We start from the raw sequence: 13,974 nt of genomic DNA on the forward strand, positions 1-13,974 counted from the left end.
TCTTTTTCTATAATTCCTTTACAAAATAACCGCTACCCTCCTTTTTTCTGACTTTGGCACTACTATAATCTAAAAAATCACAAAATTTTCATAAATGGTAAAAATGCCCCTTGAGGTGGCAAAAATAGACGAAATCGGTCGAAAAAAATAGTAAGACACCATCGCCTTACTATTTTTCATCTAATTTCATATATAATAATATTTTCACTTGAAAGGATTTCTCCGTATGGCAGATCTCCATCTGACCATGATATTTTTCTACTACGAGTTTCACATTTTGTAATCCTATTCCATGTCCTTCTTTCCTGCTTTTCGTTGTCAGATAAATTCCATTCCGCACTTTTGGTGTATCTTTTATGCTATTCTCAATCTGGATATTCATGATTCCTTTTCCATAATACATCTGAAACGATAATCTCCTTTCATCTGAAGCTGCTGTCCCACGAATAGCATTATCCATAAGATTTCCCACTATTATACTTATATCAAATAATTCTTCCCCTATATGATTCGGTATTTCTACAGAAATCTCCGGATTTTCAATTACTGATTTCGAATCTTCCAAAATATAATTCAGCAGATTATTCATATTACGGTTTTCTGTATATAAATGATGACATAAGGCTGTTCCGGCTATATTCTCCATTTGTTTCAGATACGATAGAATCTCTTCATTTCCTCCCGTTTTTGCCATTGCCCCTATTGTTGTAAGATGGTGCTTGTAATCATGATGTATCTTATTCAGCCTGTCCTGTGATTTCATCATCATCTCCAGTTCTTTTGCATACTGGCTCATCTGAATTTTCATCTCTTCCTGTTTTGCTGTTTCAATATAACTTTTCTGAACCTCATCGTGCAGATAGAAAATAAACACATTGATAAACAGTAAGAATAATACAATCGTAGACCGCACACCTCTTCTGTCTGGCAGCAATATCCTGATACAGACTATAATGCTGATCACCGGGACAGAAAGCATAGCAAGCCAATGACGGTTCTTTATATAATAACTTCTCTTTACACCTACTTTTCTTTCAATAATGACTTCCAGTAAAAAGAATATAAAATTTCCCATTACAATAGTTCCCGGTCCCATGTGATGATGCACCGGATTTCTTGCTACCGCATACCGTTGAAAGAACACGATTGGAATCCCATCACATAAAATTCCCATAATATATACCATAAGTGTATTCCAGACATGATGTTGCCAGTCTGCCTGATATGCCACTGTTATAATTAACAGAGCTATCAGCTCAAAGATCAGATCTCCGTACATCGTTCCCCACTGCATGCTTCCCCAGCATGAAAGCAGATATGCACAAAAATATGCAAATAGCTTTTGTGTATCCTCATTTTTTGGATACAGGATGGTATTGTAACGGAACACAGTATAAATCCAGAATAATTTACTTGTCAGATAAGTGATCAAATGGATATTCATAATCTTTTCTTCTCCGTTTGTAATAGTCTTTCCCTGACCTTCTTGCGATTTGCTTTACTGATACTGAGACGTGTCTTGTCTTTCATAACCACGTTGTCATATTCGTAATGCTCCACGTGTTCCATATTGATGAGATAGGACTTGTGAATCAGTAAGAAATATTCTTCTGTTACATCCGCTACATCCTTTAATTTTCCTCGATATTCATATTCTTTTTCCGATGTCACGATATGTACTCTTTTTCCCAGACTATAAAAATACAGGATCTTGTCATAAGAAATCTTGTGGATTCCTTTTGTATCCGTATATTCAAATATTTTCTTCCGTTATTTTAACAGTTCCCGTAATTCACCTATCACCCGGAAAAGTTCTTCCTCTCGGATTGGCTTTACAAGAAAATCAAATGGATGAATACGGAATAATTTCATAGCATATTCCTGATATGTTGAAATATAGGTAATCCGCAGTTCTTTTCCATAATTTTTCTTTCGTATCTCCGTTCCGATATCAATTCCATTCTCATGTTCCAGACAAATATCAAGGAATAACATATCGTAGGATTCTTCTTCCAGCCTGTTAAGAAGCTGCTCCGCAGAATAGTATATTTCTATAGATATCTGACAGTCATTCGCTTTCCCATAATGGAGCAGCTTCTGTTCTAACCAATTACATAGGATGATGTCATCATCACAGATTGCAAGTTCTAGCATATTTTCTTACCCTCAGTCTTTCGTAACACGACAAATGGGGAAAAGAATCCCCTTCAATTCTTTTCCCGAATGGACATCACTAATTTTGTGTCATTTTTCCGATGCAACAGCACCACTTCCTTTGCTGTCTTATTTTGTCCTCTATATAATAAACACTTGAACAAGAAAAAACTGTCGCCATTTTATAATTTATTTATATTTTTTATGTTTTATTTATATTTTATCCAAATATTACAGCGATAACTAATAATGTCACCCCCTGCATTATTCTTTTTATTTTTAGCGTCATTTGATAAAACATCAACGTTTTTGATGGCAAAAAGGGAACCTGCAAAACCAGATTCCCTTTAAAATACATGCTCTTCTCTAAAAGGATGATAAATCCACCATCCTCTGCTTATTTTTAAAAACTTTTTCCTTTTTTACAATACTTATAAATATTAAATGGTTTTTCTTTTTTTTCAAATAAAATCCCTGTTGTTTTAATAATTTTTATAAGTTCATCCGACTCCATATCTGTCGTTTTAAATATAAATATTTTCTTTTCATTTGTTATGAAAAAAAAGAAGTTTTTATATAAGAACATTCTATCAATATTTTTAAATTCATAAATTTGATCTTCATCTATTTTAATTGCGTTTTCATCGATATCCACCGTTTCATATCCTGATCTACCCCAGACAAATTCATGAACATTTTTTTCAAAATTTTTACCAATCATTTGATACCAAATAATCCAAGCCACACAAGCCACACAAGTTCCAATCCCTATTCCAAACATCAAATAACTTTCCGACAGATAACAATTAATCGACAGTAAAAATTCTACAGGTGTAAAAATATAGATAATCATTCTACTTTTCTGTCTTGTTTTAAATAATTGATTAGGAATTATAAACCCAAGCGAAAGCATTCTTTCTAATTCTTCCCTATCCTCATCTGACACAATTGATTTAATATGCATTCTTCTTAATCCCCCTTTTGCCAGAGGTCCTCTTTATAAAATCGAACCTCTGGCCATTGTCTCTTTTATTCTTTTACAATTTACAGCGCTTGAATCAACAAACCAAAAACAGTACCTGCTCCAGCTGAAAATAAAGCAATAATTGACGGAATTGCATTTACAACTAATGCACCCGCAAGAACTAATATTACGGCTCCTGCCAGTATATTACTATGCTCTTTTGTGAATTCTACAACATTAAATTCAAGACCACTATTAGAATTTAATGTCATTGTAAAAATCAAAGCAACCGATATTGTCCACTCTTTTTCCTCTTCTGGCAGCAAATCTGATGTACTAAATACAATGGAAAACTCTACACTATTGGCAAAAACATTATTTATTTCAAAAGCAATATTACCAGATTTAACCGATAAAGCAATTTTTTCTATCGTATTTCCAAAGTTATCTGCTCCCTCTATACCTGTATCTGATAAATTTGATGAAATCTCCATAATTTGATTTTTGCAAGTTTGTGTCAATTCTCCATCATTTCCTATATCCACTTTTATATTATAAATTTTACCAGTTGAACTTTCAAGCGATGTGGATATTTTAGTAGAAATATCAATTGCTCCTTGAGGACTCATCATTGTTCCCAGTGAAATTTCCTTATCATACTCCACACCCACATCCATAATTTTATTCAGATAACCAAGCGGCTCCATTACATTATAGACATATTGATTTCGTGCTATTTTTACCTTTGCCCGAAGATTTTCTTGCGCTATTTCCTCATCTGTTTTTGTCGATACGGCATCGAACTTTTTAAATCCAGTATCTCTCCCTGAATATGCATCTTTATCCAGTGGGAACGAAGGTGATGAAGAAAATGAGTTCAACTCACAAAATTGATCAAATGCCCAGTTCTTCGGCATCGAATATCCCAAATTACAGCTAAATCCAGTTGACATATCTGCCACAAATGATTTACTTGCCAATCCTGCTTCATAAACTTTAGTACATACATATCTTGGTGCATAAATGCCGACTTTATAATTTTTATCATTTGTCGAACTGAAAAAGATCATGTGAATCTGTTCAAAATAAGGTATAATAAATGTATCAATCTGATATGAATAACAATCAAAATCCACTGCAAAGTATATAGTCGTTCCACTTGGTATACCGATTCTCTCGGCTGCTAAAATTGCTGTCTGTGCATCAACACTTCCCTGGGACGGATCCTTAAAATAGTTTAATTCATATCCTCCATCCTGATATATCGGGAATACCGATAATCCTGCATTTTCAATGTTTTTCACTTCTGTTGATGTCAAATATTTCGGTGTATGTTCTTTTCCAACAGAACCTGTCAGATAACGTCCTACATGAGTATACCCTGCATTTTTTATATCTAATGCCTGTTGTTTATTTAATACTGTTGCACAGTCACACGCTTTTGCTGCCCTGTTTGTATCGCCTTTACTCGTAAGCAATGATTTCATAGTAGAAACATTTACTTTTCCTTTTGTTACAAGTCCAATTCCTGTCAGACCATAAAACTCCTGAAATTCTGACACCTTTGACTCTGTAGTCGAATCAAACACGCCATCGAATCTTCCCGGATTATATCCGTTAAAATATAGTCCGTATTGAGCAATCTTATTAAATGGAACATATTTCGTCGAGTTCTGTCCGTTCTGTAATGTACCCGGAAACGCATTTGTTGTTGCATCGCCAAAATTAACTGAATTCAAATCTGTAATTAATTCAGTTGTAACTCCTTCAGCCGCCTGCAATGCACCAACTAAAGACAAAATTGTCTGTCTTGAGGCAATTCCATCACAAGGTCCAACACCAATAACATCTGACCAGTCACTATTTAATTGCTGTTGAATAAGAACAATATTGGAATCCCCACCAGAAACCTTTGTAAACCAGTTTAGGGATAACAATCCAGACCAAACTTTCCAATCAATTTTGCCCGTAACTTCCAGTCCTGCATTTTCCTGCATCTTTTTAACTGCATTTACTCCTGATGTATAATAAATTCCAGTAATTCCTCCAGCAGCATATCCTTTGCAAAACAGAGCACACTGAATCAAGCATACATTAACCTGCGGAGTATCATTCGGATCCATTTTTGTAATAATGGCTAACTTCTTCATGGTATTAATAGTAAGTGGTCCAACCGTTCCTGTAATCGTTGAGATTCCATTCTGAATCTGAAATGCACGAATGATTCCCTGCATCACGGCTGTTCCGGTCTTTCCATCTTCATCCAGTTTTACCCAATCCTTATGTCCACCAAACATCGCATTTAAATATTTTTGTGCTGCTTTTACATTCTGATCACTCATATTCACTACCTCCTAATTCAAGTCAATTATAAAGATTTCTAACTCTTTATATGTCTATCACTAAAAGTTACAATAACAATTTATCAATCAACTGTGCCTATTTTGTGACTATTTTCCAAAGAATTCATTAACTCCCTTATAAAATCCTTAACAAATTATGAAAGAAACCATCAATTTATCACCCCATATCCCATTATAGAACTGTAATCTACTGCATAATTTCTCTGCCGTACCTGATCACTGGAATTTCCCTCAATCGTGTAAACTCTTCCACCTTCACACTTTTCTACTATTCCTACATGATCCGATGTTCCATCATGATCCCAGTCAAAAAAGATGATCATTCCAGCTGTCGGAGTTGTTCCGCCACTCTGCCACTTATTCTTTCCCTGAAACCAGGACACTCCATCACTGCACAATGAGAATTTAGGAACATTCCCACTTGCAATCAGACCGCTCTGATCCGCACACCAGCTTACAAAACAGGCACACCATTCTACCCGACTGTCAAATCCGTACCAGCTCCAGAACTTCTGACCGCCACTGTTTCCAAGCTGCCCCATTGCAACCGACACAATCTGCTGATTACCAAACAAACCAGCAAACAGGCTGCCACCGGAATAATACCGCATCACATGGGGAACGTATTGGGGATCTCCGTAACTGCTCCATCCATGCGAAGCTGCCTGTTCCTGTGAAAACTGCAATGCATTGGCTTCTGTATAACCGCCTCTTTGCAATGCCCATCCTATGTAGCCATTTCCATAGTTATATCCCTGCCATGCAAGTTTCAGCTTGTCCAGATCCTGTGGACTGCTGCATCCTGCCTGTCTGATACAGTCTGCAAAGGTCTGTACTCCAACCTCTATCGAATAATCCGGATCAGTAATAGAACCAGGAGTGTGTGGGAATCTTGTATTATATGGACTTTCCGAACACTGCATCGGGTCTGTTCCCCTGCCTCCAGATTCCTGCATCATGATGGCCTGTATCGCAGACACATATTCCGGAATGCCGTATTGGGATGCATACTGCTGTATCACAGAAGTATACGCAAGCACTTCTTCACTTAGGGATTCGGAGCTTTCCGAATTACTGCTGAAAGCTGCTCCTGCAATGATTCCCACAATCAGAATAAATACCAGAAGAAATGCACTACCTCCGGCAGCAATCCATTTTCCCATTTTTTCAAGAGCTACTACCCCTTTTTGAATCGCTGCTGTAATTCCCTGTACGGATAACTTTGAACCCTTTCCAGTTACCTGAAGGACTGCTTTTCCACTTTCTGCCGATGCCTGTGCTGACTTTCTTGCCATCTGGGCTGCTCTTGCTTTCTGCATCGCCTGAAGACTTTTTTCCATCTGCTGTTTCTGCATGGATGCCTGTGTCTTTATTTTTTCTTGAGACAGACCGGATACTTTTACCACTCTCGGTGCTGCTTTCACCTGCCGTTTACCATTCTCCTTGGCAAGTGCTGCCTGCTCCGGTTTCAACTTGATTAATTTCTTTCCGCTTTCTGCCCCCTGCTCCATTGCTTCTTCGGCAGCTTTCGCTTCTTCCTGTCTGCTTTTTCTTTCCTTTATCTTCCTGTAGGTCACTCCAGCAAGTTTTTTTCCACCTTGATATGTGGTTTTCCCTATACTTTTTCCTGCCACACTCGCCGCTCTGTACTGTACGGATTCTATTTTTTCAGTTCCATACTGTGTTGGGGATTCTGACTGCCCACTGCTTTTTTCATGTAGTTCCCTTGGCTTTTCTTTTGCTTCCAGAACCGCTGAGCGAACCAGTTCTTTCGGAAGTCGGGCAGCCGGATTTCGAATCTTCGGATTCTTATCCCTTACCCGTTCCTTGATATCTTTCATCCGGTCACCCTCTTTCCGTATCTCTTATCTCATCGGGCAACATCCCGATGTTTCTTTTTTTCCTGCTGTTTCTGCAACTGCTCCACCTGTCTGATTGCCTCATTTACCAGTGGATGTTCGTTGTAATATGGCACAAGTTCCAAGTCTCCCCTGTCTTTTGATGACAACGGTAATGGATATTCCATGTCTGAATAAATTGATTCTGGATCATGAATAGAAAACTCAATAGCCGGACACATATTGGCAGATGTTCTACAATATTTCTGGTACTTTTTATATGCCTCTTCCAGCGTTCTGCATTTTGTATATTCTCCTAAATCATGGAACTCACCGCACTCTGCAGCATAAAAAGTTATCGTTACTTCTTCTTTTTTCTTCATTATGATTCTCCCGGTTTTGTTGTCATTAGTTTATAAAGGTCTGTATTCTTTGGGAACGTATTCTCAAATGGTACGATATTCCCAGAGCAACGGATTAGGCCACTGCCAACCGATACATTTGTAATATAGGACAGTTGGTTTTCGGAAATATTCAAAAGAGCTGCCAATTCTTCCCTGTCTGTACTTGCCTGATTCAAAAGAATCAAAAACTCACTGTTTGCCAACATCAGTCTTGCAGTGTCCGATTTCAGAAGTTCCTCAACATTTTGGGTTAAACCTGTCACGAATCCATTGTATTTTCTGATTCTCTTGTACAGTCGGTAGAAGAAATTTGCACTGTATTCATAGCGGAATAACAGATAGAACTCATCGGCAAATATCCATGTCGTTTTTCCTTCTTTCCAGTTCTGAATTACCCTGTTGAAAATACTGTCTAAGGTAACCAGCATTCCCAGTGGCATAAGCTGTTCCCCCAGTTCCCGGATATCATAATCCATGATCCTGTTCTTCTTATTCACATTGGTCGGCTGTGCAAAGGTGTTCAGGCTTCCATTGATAAAAAGTTCGGATGACAGTGCAAGTCCCCTTGCCTCTTCTTCCGGCTGTAACATCAACTGTCGGTACATATCTTTCAATGTCGGAACTTCTCCGGTATAACCACTTCGGATATAATCCCGGTACACATCTGCAGCACAGCGGTCCAGAATCGACTTTTCTTTTGCCGACAGATTTCCTGCTCCAACCAACTGCTCGAACACAGACAGGATAAACTCCGATTTTTCAATCAGTGGATTCTTTTCATTGCCGTAGGCTGCGTCCATATCCATTGCATTCAGATGATTGTCTGATGTCGCAGATACTTTTACAACCTGTCCGCCCAGAGCCTCTACTAATTTTGTAAATTCGGACTCCGGATCAAGAATCAGGATATCGTCATCGGTACTCAATGCCAGATGCACAATCTCTTCTTTTGCCGAAAAGCTCTTTCCTGATCCACTGACGCCCAACCGGAAACTGTTTCCATTCATCAGTTTCTTCCGGTCGGCTACCAGAAGGTTCTTGCTGACTGCATTCTGCCCATAATAGATACCTCCCGGCTGCAGGATTTCCTGTGTATGGAACGGGATTAAAACAGCCGTTGATTCCGTTGTCAATGTACGCAGGGCATTGATCTTTCGCAGTCCGTAAGGAAGCACTGTATTGAGTCCGTCCACTTGCTGCCACTTTAATGTTGCCATCTGACACAGATGCTTTCTTGCGATTGACAGAATCAGTTCCGTATCGGAATCCAGTTGCTTTTTGCTGTCTGCCAGATGTACCATTGTCAAAATCCCGAACATCATACGCTGGTCTCTGGTTGTCAGATCATCGAGCATTTCCTTGGTTTCTTTTCTCTGAAGTTCCATATCGTATGGTACGATTGCCGAGAAGTTATTATTAGCGTTCTGCCTTCTCTGCCAGTTGGTCACGTTAGTTTCCACACCAAGCAGTCGGTTCTGGATTTCCCTTACCGCTTCATCCGTAGGGACTGGCAGGATGTCAATCGACAACATCAGATTCCGGCTAAAGTCACACAATTCTGAAATCATGTCATCTTTGACATAACTTGCATAATCCTGCATATACAGGACTCTTCCGTATCTGTCACCGATTTTAAAATGGTCACGTTCAAATTCCATAGAATCCGGACACATCCAGTCCTTGAAACTTGTTCCCTTCTTGGCAAATTGTTTCAGATCAAACGGAAATGCCTGTGGGACATCTCCCTTGAAGAAATCCCTGAAAATCTGGAGCCGGCTCTCTGCGTCCAGTCCTTCTGCTGTGGACGATAACTTTGCCAGATGTGTTACGATGTCTGTTCCGATACGTGCAAAATAGGTTCTTGCATCATCAATCGATCTTTTATGTACACTGACGGTCAGATACCGTTCCTGATAGATGCTGTTGTTTGTTCCTGTAATCTTAGACAGGAGCATTTCGTTGTATTCTTCCCGATAGTGGTCCAGTCCATCTTCCTTCATTGGAAGCAGAATAGACTTTTCGAATTCTTCTTTATTGATTCTCCGATTATTGATGGTAATTTGGGCAGAAATGCCGGAATCCAGTGAATTTAAGAGTTCAGAATAATCCAGAAACATTTCTGTCTTATTGTCCTTACTCGCAATATAATAGTTGATATCTGTAAAACGATATGTTTTTGAGAATTTCGTTCCCTGTTGAAAAATTCCATCCGGCCAGATTCGCTGGATGGGAATTGCCTGTTGGACGGATTTCGGAACTTTGAAGCGTTCCTTATCCATCCGAAGTGCCTGACTTAAGGTTTTAATCAAAGGCATCACTCCTTCCCTTGCGTTTCTTTCTCTGTTTTGCTTCTGCTTTTTGCTCCCGCTCTTTTATGATTTCCGCTCCATCCTTTTGATTCTTTTCTCCCAGCGAGATGGTCTCCTGCATGCAGGAGTAGTAGATATCTTCCGACTGAAACACCAGTTTCTTCGGATACAGCAATTCGGATTTGATCACTGCCCATAAAAACTGTTCGGCTGTCATACCATGATATTTGAAAAAGCCACAGGCAGCAAATGGAGCAGCACCAAGCACACACAGCCATCCGGTTATTTCCTGTCCGGTAATATCACGCATTCCAAAGTAAATTCCGATTGCTGTAAGAATCGCAAGAACAGAACACACACATTGTCTCAGGTCCAGTCCCATAAACATGGATTCTTGATAGTCCCTGATTTCTTTGTTCATCTTTACTTCCATAAATTATCGTTCCTCTCCCCTGTTTTGTTTCTTCGTTTTCTGTGGTTTTTCTTTCGGTACTTCTATCCCGGCAAATCTACAGTGTTCCGCAACGCCTTCCGGATCAAATTCCGCAAGTCTTGCAAGGTCAAACGCTACCTTCTGATAGGTTGCATATCCTGATCTTCCTGTTTCATTCAACACTTTTCCAAGTTTATGTTCCTTGATAAAATGAAGCATATCCTTGGTAAAATCTCCTGTTATAAAAGCCTCATTTGGCTCTAAGAACTGATAGGGCAGATTAATGGTTACATCTCCAAAATCTTCCCAGTCTCTCCCTTCCTTATGGCAGAGTCCTACATATAAATTCCCATTGTTCCGATAAGAGCTCACTCGTATCGCTACTGTCTCACGTCCGAATTCCCAGTTATATCTTAATGTTTTCTTTGTATCCATATTTTTTAACCTCCAAGTCCCATCATTTCTCTGACAATACGGTCAGATGCCTTAATTGCTCCAACAAGTACCAATAAATTGAATACCAGTTCTCCTACATAGTTCCACACGATTGTAACTGCACTCAGCTCCGTATCTCCCACTGCCGGAGGACTTGCCGCATAAGCAGAAAAGATAATACACGCCAGTGCAATAATTGCCCCTTCCAGACACACGCCTATATAAGAACGGATAAAGTTCTTTCCAATAGACTGCGTGGGTTCTCCTGCAAACGAGGAAATCGGAATCGGGGCGATTGCCGTATACATATAGATTTTGAACATTCTGCCATACACTGTCAGGATCATCACAAATGACAATACGGTGATCAGCAGACTGCCAAGCAGTGTGACAATCCACAATGGAATGGATTCCAGCATTCCCACACTCTCGATCTTATCTACAATCTCCGTTGGCAGTTCCGTCACGCTTCCTGCCATACTGGAGCCACTCATTACGGTTGTCACGATTCCTTGCACAATGGAAAACAGTGCCTGCATAAGTTCCATTCCATACGTGATTGCTCCCTGAGCAAGTGCAAACCGGATAAATGCTTTTAGCACATGTTCCGGCTTTTTCAGATCTGTAAAACTGCCACACGTTTTAATGATTCCGGCTGCAAAAAACAACACCAGTAATCCATAGGCAATAGCTGTCAGTGCATCATTGATATTGGTCATAATCCGCCAGATGCCGCCGCCTTTAAAAGTTGCCGGATTTTCAGTAAGCAGTGTCCACAGTTCTGCCATCTTTTCACTCCATGTAGACAACGCAGAGTTCAGATTCTGTACAATCCAGTTATCGCTCAAAAACTTTCACCTCCCTGAACATACTTTTGAATGCAGGAGTACCTTCCGGCACTCCTGCTGTTTCCTGATATACTTTTTCAAAGAGGCTTACGCCATAATCAGATCCAGGATTTCTTTGGCGAACGTAATAATTACTCCTCCGGCCAGTGTCAGAAATCCATTTGCCCTCTGGCTTGGATCATGGCTTTTTAAAGACAGACCAACCTGCACAACACCAAATCCAAGCAAAATCAAACCGATTGCACGAATCAGGGAAAAAATAAAAGTAGACAGGTTATTGATAACGGACAACGGATCACCGGCTGCGAATGCGGTCGTTGCTCCAACCGTTACGGTCAGTACCAGTGCCATGTAAAGGCTCATCCACTTTTTCTGTTTTCTCCCCATCGGCATCGGGGTTGTCATTTTTTCAGTTGTATTCTTTTTTGTTCTATTCTTTTCTCCTGTGAGAAATTTCTTCAATACACATCACTCCAATCCATCAAAAAACTGCTATTCACCAAGGATGTCTTCGGTAGACAGCAGTTCGTAGTCGTCTAATCTGTTAATGTCAATCTTTAGGTCGTCGTGAGCCAGTGGTGTTTTCGCATAATCATAAGGCGATGCACCACCGTCCTCTGTGTATCTGAAATTCACATGCTTTTTTAAATCATATTTATCGTCCATGATCGGACGCTCCCCACGAATAAACAAAATCGCTTTGCGGTTATCTAAAAGCCGTATTTCATCCGGTGTTAAAAGTTCCCTTCCAGTCTGCTGATAATTCACCGAATAGCTGCCGCTACGCCCTTTTGTCTGTCCGTAGGTATTGGTATCCAATGTTTCTTTTCCCAATAATTCCGAGACATACTTATGTCCTTCTTTTTCATTTCCACCCAGATATAAAAATTCATCGCAGTTGCCGATCAGACTCTCATACGAGTCTTTAAATAAGGCTTTCATCTGTGCGATATTCTGGATGATGATACTGCAGGAAATCCCTCTGGAACGCATGGTTGCCAGAATCTTGTCAAAATCATCCGGCAAGGCTACGTTTGGCCATTCATCCATAATGCAGTGTACCGGAATTGGAAGCCTTCCTCCGTACTTCCGGTCTGCCACATAATACAGTGTCTGAAACAGATTACTGTAAATCATGCCGACCAGATAATTCATGCTGGTGTCGGCATCCGGAATACAGCAAAACAGTGCTACTTTTTTCTCCCCGATACTGTATAAGTCCAGTTCGTCTGTACAGGTCAGATTTGCAATCTGTTTCAGGTTAAAAGCTGCCAGACGGACACCAACCGAGATCAAAATAGACTTTGCAGTCTTTCCGGCTGCCTGCTTATAAATGGCATACTGCTTGACCGCAATACTCTCCGGGTCCCGCATTTCCAGTCTTTCAAACAAAATGTCCAATGGGGACTGGTAATCCTCATCATCTTCTTTGACCTGAGCGCTTCCAAGCATTTCCATGATCATCGGAAAGTTCTGTTCTTCCGGTGGAGCCTCATGCAGCAAATACAGCATAAGTGCCTGTAAAAGTGCAGTCTCGGACTTCTCCCAGAACGGGTCTGAACTCTGCGCTCCCTTCGGTGTTGTGTTGCGGATCAGGTTATTGATCAGCTTCAGTACATCCTTATCATCCCAGACATACGCAAACGGATTATAACACCAGGAAGTCTCCGGATTGATCAAATCAAAAACCCGGACTTCATATCCATTCCGTTCCAGAACACCTCCGGTTTTACGCAAAAGTTCTGCCTTGGGATCAGTAATCACCATCGAACAGTTGCACTGCATGATGTTTGGGATTGCATACGTCCGGCTCTTTCCAGCTCCTGAACCTCCGACTACCAGCACATTTAGGTTTCGTTTGTGCTTATAGCCGTCCAGTCCCATACGGAAATGCTGTGTTAAAAGCAGATTTTGCGTGTATCGTTTTTCGCAGTAACGTCTGCAGATTTCGGACACGTTGCCCCATTTTGCGGAACCATGTTCCACACCTCTTCTATAATTTCTTTTTTGGGATTCATAAATACCAATGCCTAAGAAATAGGCTGCTGTGAATATCAGAATACATTTGAACGTATACGGTGTATACGTGATAAAAAACGGCTGTTCGAGTTTTTCGCTCAGCGTTTCTAAGATTTGAATAAAATTCTTATCCGGTGCAATGGCACAAGCGGTAATCGCTGCCGCCCACCAGACAAATGGCAGAAAGACAAGACACAGAACCAAGTC

13 protein-coding genes are annotated in these 13,974 nt (G+C 40.1%); all 13 read right to left on the reverse strand.

Annotation, left to right across the window (positions count from 1 at the left end):
- Positions 1–169: 169 nt before the first annotated feature.
- The 13 genes from EAI80_RS02780 to EAI80_RS02835 all read right to left on the reverse strand — a co-directional run bounded on the left by EAI80_RS02780 (position 170) and on the right by EAI80_RS02835 (position 13,971).
- The gene (locus EAI80_RS02780; RefSeq protein WP_055215245.1) at positions 170–1,444 is read right to left on the reverse strand and encodes a sensor histidine kinase; all 1,275 of its coding nucleotides are present in this window, start codon (positions 1,442–1,444) and stop codon (positions 170–172) included.
- Entirely contained in the window at positions 1,441–1,761 is a 321-nt protein-coding gene (locus EAI80_RS13745) for a LytTR family DNA-binding domain-containing protein (protein WP_342771499.1), read from the reverse strand. Before EAI80_RS13745 ends, EAI80_RS02780 begins: the two co-directional genes overlap by 4 nt.
- Positions 1,762–1,770: 9 nt before the next feature.
- A complete protein-coding gene (locus EAI80_RS13750) occupies positions 1,771–2,154 on the reverse strand; it encodes a response regulator (RefSeq protein WP_238634365.1) in 384 nt (127 codons plus the stop codon).
- Between the two features lie 403 nt (positions 2,155–2,557).
- A complete protein-coding gene (locus EAI80_RS02790) occupies positions 2,558–3,118 on the reverse strand; it encodes a hypothetical protein (protein ID WP_006426967.1) in 561 nt (186 codons plus the stop codon).
- Positions 3,119–3,198: 80 nt separating this feature from the next.
- Positions 3,199–5,460, reverse strand: a complete 2,262-nt coding sequence (locus EAI80_RS02795) for a glycoside hydrolase domain-containing protein (protein WP_007884642.1) — start codon at positions 5,458–5,460, stop codon at positions 3,199–3,201.
- Positions 5,461–5,630: 170 nt separating this feature from the next.
- A complete protein-coding gene (locus EAI80_RS02800; protein ID WP_006426969.1) occupies positions 5,631–7,322 on the reverse strand; it encodes a lysozyme family protein in 1,692 nt (563 codons plus the stop codon).
- A 29-nt stretch (positions 7,323–7,351) separates the two neighbouring features.
- Complete coding sequence (locus EAI80_RS02805; protein ID WP_006426970.1) at positions 7,352–7,702, reverse strand: hypothetical protein; 351 nt, start codon at positions 7,700–7,702, stop codon at positions 7,352–7,354.
- Positions 7,702–10,038 (reverse strand): DUF87 domain-containing protein, encoded by a 2,337-nt coding sequence (locus tag EAI80_RS02810; protein ID WP_055215243.1) that lies wholly within the window; start codon positions 10,036–10,038, stop codon positions 7,702–7,704. Before EAI80_RS02810 ends, EAI80_RS02805 begins: the two co-directional genes overlap by 1 nt.
- Positions 10,025–10,465, reverse strand: coding sequence for a PrgI family protein (locus tag EAI80_RS02815; RefSeq protein WP_023923453.1), 441 nt, complete (start codon positions 10,463–10,465; stop codon positions 10,025–10,027). The genes EAI80_RS02810 and EAI80_RS02815 overlap by 14 nt, the downstream gene beginning before the upstream one ends.
- Positions 10,466–10,468: 3 nt before the next feature.
- Positions 10,469–10,900: a DUF4313 domain-containing protein gene (locus EAI80_RS02820; RefSeq protein WP_055215240.1), complete on the reverse strand. Its 432-nt coding sequence runs from the start codon at positions 10,898–10,900 to the stop codon at positions 10,469–10,471.
- 5 nt (positions 10,901–10,905) lie between these two features.
- A complete protein-coding gene (locus EAI80_RS02825; protein WP_171027960.1) occupies positions 10,906–11,748 on the reverse strand; it encodes a hypothetical protein in 843 nt (280 codons plus the stop codon).
- Between the two features lie 87 nt (positions 11,749–11,835).
- Positions 11,836–12,153, reverse strand: coding sequence for a hypothetical protein (locus EAI80_RS02830; protein ID WP_006426976.1), 318 nt, complete (start codon positions 12,151–12,153; stop codon positions 11,836–11,838).
- Positions 12,154–12,240: 87 nt separating this feature from the next.
- Complete coding sequence (locus EAI80_RS02835; protein WP_110102389.1) at positions 12,241–13,971, reverse strand: type IV secretory system conjugative DNA transfer family protein; 1,731 nt, start codon at positions 13,969–13,971, stop codon at positions 12,241–12,243.
- Positions 13,972–13,974: the final 3 nt, after the last annotated feature.

The organism is Catenibacterium sp. co_0103, from assembly GCF_004168205.1.
Classification (GTDB): domain Bacteria; phylum Bacillota_I; class Bacilli_A; order Erysipelotrichales; family Coprobacillaceae; genus Catenibacterium; species Catenibacterium mitsuoka_A.